Source organism: Telluria sp. ZB4P37 (assembly GCF_059685855.1).
Genome location: NZ_JCASID010000006.1, coordinates 90150 through 107086 on the forward strand (window position 1 = coordinate 90150; position 16937 = coordinate 107086).

General features: G+C 67.0%; 9 protein-coding genes. 6 read left to right on the top strand and 3 right to left on the bottom strand.

The window, feature by feature from the left end:
• Positions 1-7: 7 nt before the first annotated feature.
• From AC56K1_RS12390 to AC56K1_RS12400, 3 genes are all read right to left on the bottom strand, one after another.
• Positions 8-850 (bottom strand): MaoC family dehydratase, encoded by an 843-nt coding sequence (locus tag AC56K1_RS12390; RefSeq protein ID WP_497158143.1) that lies wholly within the window; start codon positions 848-850, stop codon positions 8-10.
• Positions 850-3420 carry a cyanophycin synthetase gene (cphA, locus tag AC56K1_RS12395; RefSeq protein ID WP_497158144.1) on the bottom strand — a complete coding sequence of 857 codons (2571 nt, stop codon included), beginning with the start codon at positions 3418-3420 and terminating at the stop codon, positions 850-852. Before cphA ends, AC56K1_RS12390 begins: the two co-directional genes overlap by 1 nt.
• 84 nt (positions 3421-3504) lie before the next feature.
• Positions 3505-5682 carry a cyanophycin synthetase gene (locus AC56K1_RS12400; protein ID WP_497158145.1) on the bottom strand — a complete coding sequence of 726 codons (2178 nt, stop codon included), beginning with the start codon at positions 5680-5682 and terminating at the stop codon, positions 3505-3507.
• Positions 5683-5992: 310 nt separating this feature from the next.
• Here AC56K1_RS12400 and AC56K1_RS12405 point away from each other — a divergent pair, with 310 nt between their 5' ends.
• The 6 genes from AC56K1_RS12405 to AC56K1_RS12430 all read left to right on the top strand — a co-directional run bounded on the left by AC56K1_RS12405 (position 5993) and on the right by AC56K1_RS12430 (position 16935).
• Positions 5993-8272, top strand: a complete 2280-nt coding sequence (locus AC56K1_RS12405; RefSeq protein WP_497158146.1) for a cyanophycin metabolism-associated ABC transporter — start codon at positions 5993-5995, stop codon at positions 8270-8272.
• Positions 8272-8739: a cyanophycin metabolism-associated DUF1854 family protein gene (locus tag AC56K1_RS12410; RefSeq protein WP_497158147.1), complete on the top strand. Its 468-nt coding sequence runs from the start codon at positions 8272-8274 to the stop codon at positions 8737-8739. The genes AC56K1_RS12405 and AC56K1_RS12410 overlap by 1 nt, the downstream gene beginning before the upstream one ends.
• Positions 8740-8834: 95 nt before the next feature.
• On the top strand, positions 8835-9371 hold the full coding sequence (locus AC56K1_RS12415; RefSeq protein ID WP_497158148.1) for a pyridoxamine 5'-phosphate oxidase family protein: 537 nt from the start codon (positions 8835-8837) through the stop codon (positions 9369-9371).
• Between the two features lie 17 nt (positions 9372-9388).
• Positions 9389-10648: a glycosyltransferase gene (locus tag AC56K1_RS12420; protein WP_497158149.1), complete on the top strand. Its 1260-nt coding sequence runs from the start codon at positions 9389-9391 to the stop codon at positions 10646-10648.
• Positions 10649-10726: 78 nt separating this feature from the next.
• Positions 10727-13321 (top strand): excinuclease ABC subunit UvrA, encoded by a 2595-nt coding sequence (locus tag AC56K1_RS12425; protein ID WP_497158150.1) that lies wholly within the window; start codon positions 10727-10729, stop codon positions 13319-13321.
• A gap of 104 nt (positions 13322-13425) precedes the next feature.
• Complete coding sequence (locus tag AC56K1_RS12430) at positions 13426-16935, top strand: response regulator (protein ID WP_497158151.1); 3510 nt, start codon at positions 13426-13428, stop codon at positions 16933-16935.
• Positions 16936-16937: the final 2 nt, after the last annotated feature.

The window sequence follows — 16937 nt, forward strand, 5'->3', positions numbered from 1 at the left end:
GCTGGCATCACGCCAGCGTGCAACGTCCCGTCACCGCCGGCATGCTGCCGCCTTCGACCACGAAATCGCCTGATTCCATTTCCGCCCGCAGTGCGACGGTCATTCCCAGCGCAACGGGTGCGCGGAAGCGGCAGGCGATCGACATGGCATGGCGTCCCGATTGCTTTTCCAGGGCGGCGCAGCTTGCGGCAAGCGTGTGCATCCCGTGGATGATCGGCGCGCGCATGCCCATCAGGCGTGCGCTCCAGCCATACAGGTGAATCGGGTTCCAGTCGCCGGACAGGCGCGCATAGCGGCGGCCTGCTGCGGCGTCGAGCGTCCATTGCGTCACGATCGCGCCAAGCGATGCCGCCGCTTCCTGCGCCGGCTTACCGTCGCGCCGTGTTCCGCGCTTGATTAAATAGGTGCTGGTGCAGGAGAACACCAAGGCGTCGTTCGCACTGCCGACGGTCTCCAGCACGCAGCGCAGGGCGCCGCTACTGGACGGCGGTAGCAGGCGCAGCGTGGTACGCACCAGCAGCGCTTGCCCCGGTTCGCCCCGGCCATGCTCGGTAAGCGCATTCTCCATATGCACCATGCCCGCGATCCGGAATGGAAAGCGCGGATCCAGCATCGTCGCCAGGTGCGCGCGCTGCGCGACCAGGTACCACCAGGTGACGGGGACATGCCCCTCCATGAAACCGAAGGCCGTGCGGTAGCGGTCGATGTCCTGAACAGGAAGCCGGTCGAGCCGATACTCGGTGACGAGTTCCGGCATCACCGCGTCTGGACGCGACTGCGGGCGCTTGAACAGCGCCCGCAGCAGGGTAGGCAAGCCCATCGCCGGCAGGGCCGGCGCTGTAGAAGACATCAGCCTTCGGCCACCCGGCGCGCGATATGCGCCAGCGCTTCGTCGACCTGGTCGATCAGGATCAGGCACAGGTCGCCCGGTTCCAGGCGCGACAAGGCGCGGTCGATAGCCACGAATTCGCCGTTGATTTCCTCGACGTGGGTGGTGCGCGTGGCGCCGTCCAGACCCTGGCGCAGCAAGGCGAGCACTTCGCCGTCGGCGCGGCCACGCTGGCACTGGTCCTGGTAGAGCAGCACGTCGTCGAAAGCGCGGCCGAGGATTTCGGTCTGCTGGGTGATGTCCTGGTCGCGGCGATCGCCCGCGCCGCTGATCACCACCGAGCGACGTTTCGCCGGCATCGCTTCGACCGCGTTGACCAGGGCCGCGATCGCGTCCGGGTTGTGGCCGTAGTCGGCGATGAGGGTCGCGCTGCGGTAGTCGAACACGTTGAAGCGGCCCGGCGCATTGTCGCTTTCGCCGACAAAGGTGCGCAGGCCGGCGCGGATCGCGTCCCACGAGATGCCCACGGCCCAGGCGGCAGCCACCGAGGCCATCACGTTCTCGACCTGGAAGCCGACCGCGCCGCCGCGGGTGATCGGCACGTCGGCGAGCGGCACGCGGTGCTCGACCTTGCCCTGCGCCGCGACCAGCTGGCCGTCTTCGACGAAGACGACGCGGCGGCCCTGGGCGCGGTGCATCGACATCAAGGGGTTATTCACGTCGAGCGCGAAGAAGGTGACGTCGCCATGGGTGTTCTCGGCCATCGCGGCCACCACCGGGTCGGCGGCGTTGAGCACGGCCATGCCGCCTACCGCCACGTTCTGGACGATCACGCGCTTGAGTACCGCGAGGTCCTCCAGGGTGGTGATGTAGTTCAGCCCGAGGTGGTCGCCCGCGCCGATATTGGTGACGACCGCGACCTGGCAGCGGTCGAACGCCAGGCCTTCGCGCAGCAGGCCGCCGCGCGCCGTTTCGAACACGGCGGCGTCGACGTCCGGGTGCAGCAGCACGTTGCGCGCGCTGCGCGGGCCGGAGCAGTCGCCGCTGTCGATGCGGCGGCCTTCGATGTAGACGCCATCGGTATTCGTCATGCCGGTACGCAGACCCGATGCGGTGAGCAGGTGGGCGATCAGGCGCACGGTCGTGGTCTTGCCGTTGGTGCCGGTCACGGCAACCACCGGGATGCGGCCGTCGTCGCCATCCGCGAACAGGGTCGAGACGATGGCTTCGCCGATCGGGCGGCTCTTGCCGAACGAAGGCGACAGGTGCATGCGCAGGCCCGGCGCGGCGTTGACCTCGACGATGCCGCCGTTTTGTTGTTCGATCGGCTTCAATACGCTGTCGCACACCAGGTCGACGCCGCAGATGTCCAGGCCCACCATGTGGGCGGCCGCGATGCAGCGCTCGGCGACTTCCGGGTGCACGTCGTCGGTGACGTCGGTGGCGGTGCCGCCGGTCGACAGGTTGGCGTTATTGCGCAGCACGACGCGCTGGCCCTGGGCCGGCTTGGAATCGGCGTCCATGCCGCGCGCGGCGAGTGTGGCCAGGGCGATGTCGTCGAAGCGGATCTTGGTCAGCGAAGTCGAATGGCCTTCGCCGCGGCGCGGGTCGCGGTTGACCTGCTCGACCAGCTCGCGCACGGTATGCACGCCGTCGCCGACCACGAAGGGCGGATCGCGGCGGGCGGCGGCCACCAGCTTGTCGCCGATCACCAGGAGGCGGTAGTCGTAGCCCGGCAGGTAGCGCTCGACCAGGATGTCGTCGCGAAATTCCGACGCGGTGTGGAAACCGGCCGTGAGTTGTTCCTTGGTAGTGACGTTGACCGTCACGCCCTTGCCCTGGTTGCCATCCTTCGGCTTGATCACAACCGGCAGGCCGATTTCCTGAGCCGCGGCCCAGGCATCGTCCGGGTCGCTCACGCTGCGGCCTTGCGGCACCGGCACGCCGGCGGCGTCCAGCAGCTTCTTGGTCAGTTCCTTGTCCTGCGCGATGGTCTCGGCAATGGCTCCGGTGGCGTCGATCTCGGCGGCCTGGATGCGGCGCTGGCGGCTGCCCCAGCCGAACATGACCAGGCTGCCCTCGGTCAGGCGGCGGAACGGGATGTTGCGGGCCACTGCGGCCTGCACGATCGCACCGGTGGATGGCCCGAGGCGCACGTCTTCGTCGACATCGCGCAGGCGCGCCAGGGCGGCGGCGAGGTCGAATTCGGTGTCGTTGCGCGCAGCGTCGCACAGCTGCTGGGCCAGTTCGATGGCCAGGCGGCCGACGTCTTCCTCGCTGTATTCGACCACCACCTGGTAGATGCCCGGTTCCAGGGTGGCGGTGCTGCGGCTGAAGGTGACCGGGCAGCCGGCTTCGGCCTGCAGCGACAGGGTAACCCGCTCGAGCACCTGGGCCATCGATACGGTGTCGTCGTGGCCGGTCGGCTGCAGGTAACCCACCTGCGGGAAGCGCGCGCGCAGGCGGGCTTCGAAGCCGCTCAAGGTGCCGATCGATTCTTCATCCGGGGTGCAGGCGACGATCGCCTCCACCGAGGTGTGGTGGCTCCAGAGGTTGGGGCCACGCAGGGCCCGTACGCGAGATACTTCCATAAACCGTCAGTCCTTTCGCGGCGCCGCATGCCTTGGGGCGGTGCGGACGCCAGGGCCCGGCGCGGCGGCCGGGCCATTCTTGTATTAGTGATGCGTTTTTTTAGGGGTGGCGTCGAAGGCGCGCAGGCCGCCGCAGATCAGGTCCGGCGGCACGCCCAGCGCCCATGCCGCGGCCACTGCCGCCAGTACGCTGTCCGGATGCTTGACCGTCGCCGGCGGGATCTTCGACAGGTCCAGCAGCGCGGTTTCTTCGTCAAAACCTTCGGCCAGGATGATGCGGTTGTCGCGCACGAACACCACGCGTTCGCCTTCGGCGCGGTGGCTTGCCACGACCTGGTTTTCTTCGTCGAGCGCATAGAAGATCACGCGGCCGTCGGACAGTTCGGCCAGCGCCGCCACGGCTTCATTCGCGGCATTGAGCACGGCCGTGCCTTCCGGCAGGATGACGTCGACCTGGCTGCGGATGACGTTGTACAGCGCATCCTGGTCGCGGATGTAGAACTCGTCGAGACCTGCCAGGCCCTCCATGTCGGTCACGATGCCCACCGTGCAGCGGTCGTAGGGCAGGCCCTCCGACAGGATCGAGCGCGCATTCGATTCGAACACGGCGGTCTGCACGCTGCGGTTGATCAGGATGCGCTGGCCGGCGTCGAAGCCGGTCGCGTCTTTCGCGGAGACCTTGCGCGCGTCCAGGTACAGGCCTTCGCCGTTGGCCACGCCCACGTGTTTGCCCGTGATGTGCACCAGGCAGCCCACCAGGCGCGCGATCAGGCTGGTGCCGAGCGTGCCGGTGACGCCGACCACGGGGATGCGGCCGCTCTCGGTTTCCGGGAACAGGTGGTCGACGATCGCCTTGCCGACGTTGCGCGGCTCGCCGCTGGCCGGCTTGATGTGGGCCAGCAGGCCCGGGCTCGAATTGACTTCGATGATGGCGCCGCGCGTCTCTTCCAGCGGGCGCGTGATGTCGCTGGTCACCAGGTCGATGCCGGCGATGTCCAGGCCAACGATGCGCGCGGCCAGGGCCGCGGCATGCGCGACCGACGGGTGCATCTGGTCGGTGACGTCGTCGGCGACGTTGCCGTTCACCTGGATCAGCACTTTCTGGCCGGCCTGCGGCACGGAATCGGGCGTGAGGCCCTGGCGCTTCAGGTCGAGCAGGATTTCGTTGTCCTGCGGGGTGACGCGGCCGAGCGGGTGCTCTTCGCTGTCGCCGCGGCGCGGGTCGGTGTTGATCTGGCTGTCGCACAGTTCGGTGACCGACTGCGTGCCGTCGCCCGTCACCCACAGCGATTCGCCCTTGGCGGCAGCGACCACCTTGCGGCCCACCACCAGCAGGCGGTGTTCGTTACCGGGGATGAAACGCTCGACCAGCACCGCCGTGCTGTCGCCGGCTTCCGAGGCGATCGCGTAGGCGGTGGCGACTTCGGCCCCGGTCATGAGGTTCAGGGTCACGCCGCGCCCATGGTTGCCGTCGACCGGCTTGACCACGACCGGCAGGCCGATGTCCTGCGCTTCTTCCCATGCCTGTTCGGCGCTGCGTACCAGGGCGCCTTCCGGCACCGGAACGCCGCACGAGGCCAGCAGGGTCTTGGTCAGGTCCTTGTCGCTGGCGATGCCTTCGCCGATGGCGCTGGTGCGGTCGGTCTCGGCGGTCCAGATGCGGCGCTGCGCGGCGCCATGGCCGAGCTGCACCAGGTTGCCTTCGGTGAGGCGGATCGACGGGACGCCGCGGCCGGTGGCGCCATCGACGATGTGCGCGGTGGACGGGCCGAGGCAGTAGCGGTCGACCAGGCCGGTCAGGTGCTGGACCGTGGCGGCCATGTCGAAGGGCGTGTCGTTGATGGCGGCCATGATCAAGGCGTGGCCTGCGTCCAGCGCGGCGCGGCCGACGATGGGGTCGCGGGTGCGGAAGGCCATCTTGTAGATGCCATGCTCGCCGGTCGAGCGGGTCTTGCCGAAGCCGGTCTTCATGCCGGCCAGGTTCTGCAGTTCGAGCACGATGTGCTCGAGGATGTGGCCGGCCCAGGTGCCTTCGTGCAGGCGCTCGACGAAGCCGCCGTGGTGGCCGACGCCGCAATGGTGGGCCATCAGGCCCGGCAGCCAGGCGAGCAGGCGGTCGGTGAAGCCGGGCAGGGTGTGCGAGGGGTAGTCTTCGAGTTCGCCGATGTCGAGCCAGGCTTCGATGACCGGGCGGTAGGTCCAGATGTTCGGACCGCGCAGGTGGTTCACGCGGAGGAACTTGATGTCGTTCTTCTTGTTCATGAAAAAATGTCTTTGCCGGCCGCCGCTGCTCGCATGTCGCGCGCCTTTACCTATGTTTGCCTGCCTGTCGCTACGGTACCGAAAGCCGGCGTTCCGCAGCGCGCATCATGTATACTTGCCGGCCCGAAGCTTACCGTGCCGCAACGTTTTCTGCCAAGCTTCGTTCCTGTCATCCAAAGGATACGCAGAAACGTTATATCCGTTTGTGGAGCATTTCACGCAAACGGAAGCGCCGGCAGACCTGTGCGCTGTCAAGGCGGCCCTGCTGCACATCCCACCAGAACCCATTGCCTGATGTCGGGCGCATTACATGACAACTCAACAACTTGCTATTCCGTCGTCCCCGGCGGTCACCGCCGGCGTGTTGCCTGATCACTGGCAAAATGACGTTACGAAACAGCTTGCACCAGGGGAAAACGTTTTAAACAGTGTCGAGGTTGACCTCGATTCGAAATTACGTTTCACGAAAGGCCTGGTGGTGGTCACCAACCGCCGCCTGCTGGCGCGCGCGCCGGGCGAGAGCGGCTGGCGCGACTGGGGCTGGCGCCCGGGCCTGGCCTTGCGCCACCACGACCACGCCGGGGTCGGCCACCTGGAGCTGGTCGATCTTGATGGTTTGCTGGCGTCCTGGCGCTTTACGCTGGGGCAGAACCTGCACGCGGTCCGGGTGGCCGACGCTTTCGCCGACCAGCTGAAAAGCCACCTCTCCGGCATGCCGGTGTGCGCGCCCGACCAGCATGCCTGCCCGAGCTGCAAGGCGCCGCTCGAGGCCGACGACGCCGAATGCGCCGTGTGTGCCAAGGTGCTGCACACGCCGCCGTCCACCTGGACCCTGTTCCGCCTGTGGCGCTTCGCCCGGCCTTACAAGGGCCAGCTGCTGGTCGGCTTCCTGCTGATGCTCGGTTCGACGGCGGCGCACATGATCCCGCCGTATCTCACCAAGCCGCTGATGGACAATGTCCTGATCCCGTACCAGAACGGGCAGAGTATCGACGTGTCGCTCGTCTATCTCTATATGGGGGGACTGTTCGGCGCGTCCATGCTGGCCTGGGCGCTGGGCTGGGGCAAGACCTATGTGCTGGCGCTGGCCTCCGAGCGCATCAGCGCCGACCTGCGCTCGACCACCTACGAACACCTGCTGCGGCTGTCCCTCGAATTCTTTGGCGGTAAACGCACCGGCGACCTGATGTCGCGCATCGGCAGCGGGTCCGACCGGATCAGTGTCTTCCTGTCGCTGCACCTGCTCGACTTCTTGTCGGATGTCCTCCTGATCATCATGACGGGCGTGATCCTGTTCAGCATGAACCCCTGGCTGGCACTGGTCACCCTGGTGCCGCTGCCCTTCATCGCCTGGATGATCCACGTGGTGCGCGACCGGCTACGCACCGGCTTCGAGAAGATCGACCGGGTCTGGGGCGAAGTCACCAACGTGCTGGCCGATACCATCCCCGGCATCCGCGTGGTCAAGGCCTTTGCCCAGGAAAAGCGCGAAGCCATGCGCTTTCGCGAAGCCAACCGCCACAACCTGGTCGTGAACGACAAGTTGAACAAGGTATGGTCGCTGTTCTCGCCGACGGTCTCGCTGCTGACCGAACTGGGTCTCCTGGTAATCTGGTGTTTCGGCATCTGGCAGGTCTCGCAGGGCGACATCACGGTCGGCACGCTGTCGGCCTTCATCGCCTACAGCGGCCGCTTCTACGTGAAGCTGGACTCCATGAGCCGTATCGTGTCGGTGACGCAGAAATCGGCGTCGGCGGCCAAGCGCATCTTCGACATCCTCGACCACGTCTCGAGCGTGCCGGACCCGGTCAACCCGGTCACGGTGCCTAAAGTGTCGGGCAACATCGAGCTGCGCGAAGTCGGTTTCCGCTACGGTAACCGCGCCGTCAACCGTGGCATCTCGCTGAAGATCAAGGCCGGCGAGATGGTCGGCCTGGTCGGGCATTCGGGTTCGGGCAAGAGCACGCTGGTGAACCTGATCTGCCGTTTCTACGACGTGGCCGAAGGCGCGATTTTGCTGGACGGCGTCGACATCCGCAGCTTTGCGGTGGCAGACTACCGCCGCCACATCGGCCTGGTGCTGCAGGAGCCTTTCCTGTTCTTCGGGACGATCGCCGAGAACATCGCCTACGGCAAGCCGGGCGCCACACGCGAAGAAATCATCGCGTCGGCGCGCGCGGCCCACGCCCACGAGTTCATCCTGCGCCTGCCGCAGGGCTACGACTCGATGGTGGGCGAGCGCGGCCAGGGCCTGTCCGGCGGCGAGCGCCAGCGCATCTCGATCGCGCGCGCGCTGCTGATCGACCCGCCGATCCTGATCCTGGACGAAGCGACGTCCTCGGTGGACTCGGAAACCGAAAAGGAAATCCAGAAGGCGCTCGACAACCTGGTGAAAGGGCGCACTACCATCGCCATCGCCCACCGCCTGTCCACGCTGCACCGCGCCGACCGCCTGGTGGTGCTGGACCGCGGCGTGGTGGTGGAAGAGGGCAACCACGATGACCTGATGGCGCGCGAAGGCGCCTACCACCGACTCTACGAAGCGCAGGCGCGCAACGTGGACCAGGATCCAGACGACAAGGACGACTGATGACGATTACTTTCCAACTGCGCCGGGACAGCTTCGGCAAGCTGGTGCTCACCACCGCTGAAGGCGAAGAGCACGTCGGCGTCATCCCGGTGCGCGCCTTCCCGATCCAGGCGCCGACCCGCGGCATCTCACTGGTGCGCGACGGCGGCAAGGAAGCGGCCTGGATCGACGACCTGGATGAATTGCCGGAACAGATGCGCAGCCTGGTGCAGGAAGAAATCGAGGGCCGCGAATTCATCCCCGAAATCTTGCACATCAAGGACGTCTCGAGCTTCGCCACGCCCTGCACGTGGTATGTGAACACCGACCGCGGCGACACCGAGTTCGTGCTCAAGGTCGACGAGGATATCCGCCGCGTCGGCGAAGCCTCGCTGCTGGTATCCGACAGCCACGGCATCAACTTCCTGGTGCGCGACATGTTCCATATCGACAAGCACACGCGCAAGATCCTGGACCGCTTCCTGTAGCCGCTCACGGCGGCGCAAGTGTTCGCGTTCCCACAGACGCGCCGCCCGATCGCCGCTAAAGTCGCCCCATCGGCCCACCGGCCAGGGGAAACCTCATGGATTCAATCAATCGCAACCAGCCAGAACGCAACCGCCGCGACCTGAATGGCGTCGATGCCGTCGAATGCCTCAAGGGCATCGTCGACGACGCAAAATCCTGCTTCTTTACCACCCAGGGCGGGATCGGTCCGAGCCGCGGCATGCGTCCGATGAGCGTGCGCGAGATCGACGACGCCGGCCAGTTGTGGTTCCTGAGCGCGAGCGACAGCCACAAGAACGCCGAAATCGCCGCCAACCCGGCAGTAAAACTCTACTTCCAGAAATGCTCGCATTCCGGCTTCGTCGAAGTTGACGGCTATGCCGAGGTGCTGACCGACCGTGCGCGCATCAAGCAACTGTGGAATTTCATGCTCAAGACCTGGTTCACCGAAGGCGAGGACGATCCGCGCATCACCGCGATTCGCGTGATTCCGCGCCAGGGCTACTACTGGGACAACAAGCACGGCGGTGCGGTGGCGGGCGCCAAGATCGTGGTCGGCGCGGTGCTCGGCAAGACGCTGGACGATTCGATCGAAGGCACGCTGAGCTTCTGACCGGCGCGGCTCGCCCCATGCACCCGTCGCCGGCTCACTTCGTGGTCGTCACCATCGGCTCGGCCGGCGACCTGTTCCCCTTCATGCGCCTGGCCCTGGCCTTGCTCGAGGCCGGGCAGCGCGTCACCCTGCTGGGGCCTGTGCAGCACGCGCCCTATGTGGAAGGCGCCGGCCTGACCTTCCACGGCCTGCCGGCAGACGAAGCGGTGCTCGACCATCCCGACCTGTGGCACCCTACGCGCGGCCTGGCTGTCGTCTGGCGCGCGACGCGTCCGGCCATGGCGCAGCTGCCGGGCTTCGTCGCCGGGCTGCCGCCTGGCGATCGCATAGTGCTGCTGGTCCATCCGCTGGCCCTGCCCGAGGCAGACCTGTGCCGCGCGCGCCGGCCCGGCCTGAAAGTGGCGGCAGCCTACCTGGCGCCCTCGAACCTGCCGACCGTACACGATCCGCTCATGCTCGGCCCCTGGCCGGTGCCGCGCTGGGTGCCGCTGGGCGCGCGCCGCTGGCTGTGGCGCCGCATCGGCAATGCGCTCATCAACCCGGTGGCGCTGCCCGACGTGAACGCGGCGCGCAGCCGGCATGGCCTGGCGAAGGTAGAGGACCTGATCGACCACATCGTGGCGGTGCCCGACCTGTCGCTCACCCTGTTCCCCGAATGGTTCGCCCCGACCCAGCCGGATTGGCCGCAGCCTTTGGCACGCGGCGACTTTCCCCTGTACGACCCGACACCGGACGCGCAACTGGCGCCCGAGATCGCACGCTTCATTAAAGAGGGCACGCCGCCGGTGGTGTTCACGCCGGGTACCGGCAACCGTCAGGCCGCACATTACTTCCGCTGCGCACTGGATGCTTGCGCAAGCCTGGGGCTGCGCGCGATCTTCCTGACGCCGCACCGCGAACAGCTGCCGGCCCACCTGCCGTCGCAAGTCGCGTGGCAGAACTATGTGCCGCTGCGCGTGCTGCTGCCGCACGTCGCCGCGCTGGTGCACCACGGCGGCATCGGCACCATGGCCGAAGCCCTTCGGGCCGGCACGCCGCAACTGGTCGTGCCGCTGGCGCACGACCAGTTCGATAACGCGGCGCGTGCGGAAAGGCTCGGGGTCGGCGCCAGCCTGCGCGCCGCGCGCCTGAATCCGGCGCGGCTTAGGGCGGCGCTGCGCCGGGTGACCAGGCAGGACGTGGCCATGCGCGCCAGGCAGGCCAGCGCCCGGTTTCGCGGGCAGGATGGCATCGCTGCGGTGCGCGACCGCCTGCTGGCCCTCGCTGCCGGGCCATAGCGCTACTGTTCGTGAGCGCACCGTCAGCGCGGCAAGTGGGGGCGACAATGGCCCATCGACCATGGGGACGGGAATGGCATGCGCAAACAAGACAAAGCGACGCCGGCCGCCGGCGACGGCCAGATCGGCTACGTCCGGGTGCGCGGCGCGAGAGAACACAACCTGAAGAACGTCGACGTCGACATTCCGCGCGGCGCGCTGGTGGTGTTCACCGGCGTGTCCGGCTCCGGTAAATCCTCGCTGGCCTTCGGCACGCTGTATGCGGAAGCCCAGCGGCGCTACCTGGAATCGGTCTCGCCCTATGCGCGCCGGCTGTTCCACCAGATGCCGGTGCCGGAAGTCGACGAGATCGAAGGCCTGCCGCCGGCCGTCGCCCTGCAGCAGCAGCGCGGCTCGCCCACCGCGCGCTCCTCGGTCGGCAGCGTCAGCACCCTGTCGAATTCCCTGCGCATGCTGTACTCGCGCGCCGGCGACTATCCGCCGGGGCAGGAGCTGCTGTATGCCGAGTCGTTCTCGCCGAATACGCCGGAAGGCGCCTGCACCCGGTGCTCGGGCCTGGGCCGCGTCTACGAAGTCACCGAACAGTCGCTGGTGCCGGACGACTCGCTCACCATCCGCGAGCGTGCGGTGGCGGCCTGGCCGCCCGCCTGGCATGGCCAGAACCTGCGCGACATCCTGGTGACGATGGGTTATGACGTCGATACTCCGTGGCGCGACCTGCCGAAAAAGGACCGCGACTGGATCCTGTTCACCGACGAGACGCCCTCGGTGCCGGTCTACGCCGGCCTCACACCCAAGGAAACCCGTGCGGCATTGAGGCGCAAGGAGACGCCCAGCTACCAAGGCACCTTTACAGGCGCGCGCCGCTACGTGCTGCAGACCTTCGCCAATACCGAGAGCGCGTCCATGAAAAAGCGCGTCGCGCGCTACATGGTCAGTACCGAATGCCCGCTGTGCCGCGGCAAGCGGCTGCGGCAGGAAGCGCTGTCGGTCACCTTTGCCGGCATGGACATCACCGAGTTGTCGCGCACGCCCCTGGCGCGGCTGAGTGAACTCATGAAGCCGTATGCGGCGGGAGAAGCCCTGAAGAACAAGCGCCGCGCCAAGGAGCATCCCGAGCAGATGATCGTCACCCAGCGCATCGCCCAGGACCTGTGCGCGCGCCTGGAGGTGCTGCTCGACCTGGGCCTGGGCTACCTGGCGCTGGAGCGCAGCACGCCGACCCTGTCGCCGGGCGAGCTGCAGCGCCTGCGCCTGGCCACGCAGGTGCGCTCGAACCTGTTCGGCGTGGTGTACGTGCTGGACGAGCCCTCGGCCGGCCTGCACCCGGCCGACACCGAGGCGCTGCTCGATGCGCTGGCCCAGTTGAAGAGCGCCGGCAACTCGCTGTTCGTGGTCGAACATGCGCTGGACGTGATCCGCCAGGCCGACTGGATCGTCGACGTCGGCCCGGCCGCGGGCGAGAAGGGCGGCCAGGTACTGTATAGCGGCGCACCGGCCGGCCTGAAACAGGTGGCCGCCTCGCAGACGCGCAGCTACCTGTTTGACGAATTGCCGCTGGCGCCGCGCACCCCGCGCGAGCCCACCGGCTGGCTGCGGCTGGAAGGCGTCACACGCAACAACCTCAATCAGCTCGATGCCGCGTTCCCACTGGGGGTGCTCAGCGCGGTGACTGGCGTTTCCGGCTCGGGCAAATCGAGCCTGGTCAGCCAGGTGCTGGTCGAGCTGGTGGCGCAGGCACTTGGCCATCCTGCCCCCGACCAGGATGCGGGCGAGGGCGAGGACCCCGGGCTGGAGCAAGAGGGGGCGCTGCCGCTGGAGGGCCGCATCGTGGCCGGCATGGAGGGCGTCAAGCGCATGGTGCGGGTCGACCAGAAGCCCATCGGCCGCACCCCGCGCTCGAACCTGGCCACCTATACCGGCCTGTTCGACGGCGTGCGCAAGCTGTTCGCGGCCACGCCGGATGCGAAGAAGCGCCGCTACGACGCCGGGCGCTTCTCGTTCAACGTGGCCAAGGGCCGCTGCGAGCACTGCGCCGGCGAAGGCTTCGTGATGGTCGAACTGCTGTTCCTGCCGAGCGTATATGCGCCATGCCCGACCTGCGAAGGGGCGCGCTACAACGCCAAGACGCTGGAAGTGACCTACCGCGGCCGCAACATCGCCCAGGTACTGGGCATGACGGTAGGCGAGGCGATCGACTTCTTCGAAGGCGAACCGCTGGTCGGGCGCGCGCTCGAAGTGCTGCGCGAAGTCGGGCTGGACTACCTGCGCCTGGGCCAGCCGGCCACCGAGCTGTCCGGCGGCGAGGCGCAGCGCATCAAGCTGGCTTCGGAGCTGCAGCGGGCCGGCCGTGGCAACACCTTGTACGTACTGGACGAGCCGACCACCGGCCTGCACCCGCACGACGCCGACCGCCTGGTGGTGCAGCTCAACCGCCTGGTCGACGCGGGCAATACGGTCATCGTGGTCGAGCACACGATGCGGGTGGTGGCGGGCTGCGACTGGGTGATCGACGTGGGGCCGGGGGCGGGCGACATGGGCGGCACCGTGGTTTGCGCCGGGCCGCCGGCCGGAGTGGCAGCCTGCAAGGCGAGCCGGACGGCGCCGTATCTTGCGACCCACCTGGCGGCGCGGCACAAAGGAAAGCAGGCCCCGCAGGTGCTCGGGAGATAATTTTCATATTGACAATATCTGTATCAGATTAACATTCAATTGTGCGAATGGAATTTCGTTGATGCATTACACTCAGGATATTTTTCTCCTAACATTTCCTACGCATGCCCGGCTCACCCATCGACAATTCCCGGTTCCGCCGCATCCTGACCCGCAACGTCGCCTTGCCGCTGGCAATGAGCGTCGTGACGGCGGTTGTGTTCGTAGGCATCATCGCCTACCTGATCAACGTCCTGAACTGGGTCGAGCACTCCGAGCGCGTGATCGGCAATGCCCAGGAGGTCAGCAAGCTGTCCGCCGAGATGGAGACGGGCTTGCGCGGCTACCTGATCGCCGACGACGAGGCCTTCCTGTCCCCCTACATGCTGGCGCGCCGCCGCATGCAGGACGGCTTGCAGGACCTGGCACGGCTGGTGTCGGACAACCCGGCGCAGACCGACCGGATGCGCCGCATCCAGTCGGTACAGACCCAGTGGGAGCAGTTCGCCACGGAGATGATCGCGCTGCGGCGCGAGGACGGCGATTTCGTCGGCCCGGTGCGCGCCGGTCGTGGCAAGAGCCTCACCGACGACGTGCGCAAGACCTTCGAGCAGTTCCTGGATGTCGAACGGCGCCTGCTGCAGGAGCGTACCGAGCAGGCGCGCCGCGTCACGACCTGGTCGGTGGTCAGTTTCCTGCTGCTGAGCCTCCTGGTCGGTATCGGCCTGGCCCTGTTCGGCCGGCGCCAGCTGGTGAGCCTGTCGACCTCTTACCAGGAGACGATCGAGCACGAGGCCAAGCACAATGCACGATTGCGCCACCAGGACTGGCTGCGCTCGGGCCAGACCGAGCTGGCTGCGCTGAGCACCGGTATCCATACGCTCGAACCGCTGGCCGATGCGGTATTGCGGCATGTGACCCGCTACCTGGAAGGCGTGGTGGCAGCCATGTATTCCCATGGCGAGGACGGCGTGCTGCGCCGGATCGGCGCCTATGGCTTCGCCTACGATGCGGCCGACGATGCGCAGGTGCTCATGCCGCGCGACTCGCTGGCCGGCCGCGCCGTGCTGGAAAACCGCGTCCTGGTGTTGAAAGACCTGCCGGCCGGTTATATCAAGGTTGCCTCGAGCCTGGGCGAGGCGCCGCCGCGCGAACTCCTGATCGCGCCGGTCCACAACCACGGCAAGATCAAGGGCGTGATCGAAATCGGTTTCCTGCGTCCGGTGACAGATCGCGACCGCGAATTCATGGACCTGATCGCACCGTCGGTCGGCGCGTCGATCGCAGCGGTGCTGTACCGCCTGCGCCTGCAGCATGCGCTGGAAGAAACCCAGACCCTGAACGAGGAACTGCAGGTGCAGCAGGAAGAGCTGCGCACCGCCAACGAGGAACTCGAGGAGCAGTCGCGCGCGCTGGAAGAATCGCATTCCGCGCTGGAAAACCAGCAGTCGGAACTGCGCGCCACCAACGACCAGCTGGCCGAGCAGGCGCTCAATCTGGACATGAAAAACGCTTCCTTGAGCAGCGCCCAGGAACAGCTGCGCGAGCGCGCGCTGGAACTGGAGCGCGCCAGCCGTTACAAGTCCGAGTTCCTCGCCAATATGTCGCACGAGCTGCGCACGCCGCTCAACAGCTCGCTGATCCTGGCCAAGCTCCTGTCCGACAACGTGCCGGGCAACCTGAACGAGGAGCAGGTGCGCTTCGCCCAGACCATCTACTCGGCCGGCAACGACCTGCTGCACCTGATTAACGACATTCTCGACATCTCGAAGGTCGAAGCCGGCAAGCTCGAACTGGTGCCGGAGAACGTGCCGCTGCGCCGCATGGTCGAAGGCATGGCCCGCACCTTCGAACCGCTGGCACGCCAGAAGGCGCTCGACTTCTCGGTGACGGTCGAGGCCAGCGTGCCGGCCACCATTGTCACCGACCGCCAGCGCATCGAGCAGATCCTCAAGAACCTGATGTCGAACGCGGTGAAGTTTACCGATGCCGGCGCCGTCAGCATGCTTGTCTCGGTCACGCCCGAAGGCTGGGTGCAGTTTGCCGTGCGCGATTCGGGCATCGGTATCCCGCAGGAACAGCAGGGCAAGATCTTCGACGCATTCCACCAGGCCGACGGCACCACCAGCCGCCGCTTCGGCGGCACCGGCCTGGGGCTGTCGATCTCGCGCGACCTGACCAACCTGCTCGGCGGCAGCCTCACGGTGGCGAGCACGCCCGGCGAGGGCAGCCTGTTTACCCTGAGCCTGCCGCGCGACGGCACGGTAGCGGCCAGCCCGCCGCCGCCGCTGGTGCAGGCGCAGGTGTTCCAGCCGGCCCAGCCAGCCCAGCAGGTCAAGCCGGTCAAGCCGGTCAAGCAGGTCAAGCCGGTGGCCGCCCAGCCTGTCCCGACGGCCGATGCCGTGCCAGCGGCAAGCTTCGCGGACGACCGCGAACAGCCGGCCGAGGGCATGCGCACCGTGCTGGTGGTCGAGGACGATCCCGAGTTCGCCCGCATCCTGTTCGACCTGGCGCACGAACTCGATTACCGCTGCCTGGTGGCGCTCACCGCCGGCGAAGGCCTGGCGCTGGCCACTGCCCGGAAGCCGGACGCCGTGCTGCTCGACGTGCGCCTGCCGGACGGCTCGGGCCTGTCGGTGCTGCAGCAACTCAAGGACAACCCGGCCACCCGCCACATCCCGGTACACGTTGTATCGAGCATCGAGAACGGCGGCGAAGCCCTGCACCTGGGCGCGATCGGCTATGCGCTCAAGCCTACCTCGCGCGAGCAGCTGGAAGAGGTGTTCCGCAAGCTGCAGGAAAAGTCGTCGCAGAAGATCAAGCACGTGCTGCTGGTCGAGGACGACGAGCGCCAGCGCGACAGCGTGGTGAAACTCATTGCGGACGCCGACGTCGAGATCAATGCGGTCGGCACCGGCGGCGAAGCCCTGGCCCTGCTGCACAGCCAGGTCTACGACTGCATGATCATCGACCTGAAGCTGCCCGACATGCAGGGCAGGGAGCTGCTCGAGCGCATGTCGCATGAAGAACTGTGCTCCTTCCCGCCGGTGATCGTCTACACCGGCCGCAACCTGACACGCGACGAAGAGGCCGAGCTGCTCAAGTATTCGCGCTCGATCATCATCAAGGGCGCGCGCTCGCCCGAGCGCCTGCTCGACGAAGTCACGCTGTTCCTGCACAAGGTCGAAAGCGAGCTGTCGTCCGAGCGCCAGAGCATGCTGAAGACCGTGCGCGGACGCGACCGCGTGTTCGAAGACCGCACCATCCTGCTGGTGGACGACGACGTGCGCAACGTGTTTGCCCTCACCAGCGCGCTCGAGTCGCGCGGCGCGAAGGTCGAAATCGGCCGCAACGGCTTCGAAGCGATCGTCAAGCTCGACGAAGTCCCTGGCATCGACCTGGTACTGATGGACGTGATGATGCCCGGGATGGACGGGCTGGAAGCGACGCGCCGCATCCGCGCGGACGGGCGTTTCGACCGCCTGCCGATCATCGCGATCACTGCCAAGGCCATGAAGGACGACCAGGAGCAATGCCTGGCCGCGGGGGCCAACGATTACCTGGCCAAGCCGATCGACCTGAGCCGCCTGTATTCGCTGCTGCGGGTATGGATGCCGGCGCTGGAGCGGATTTGAGC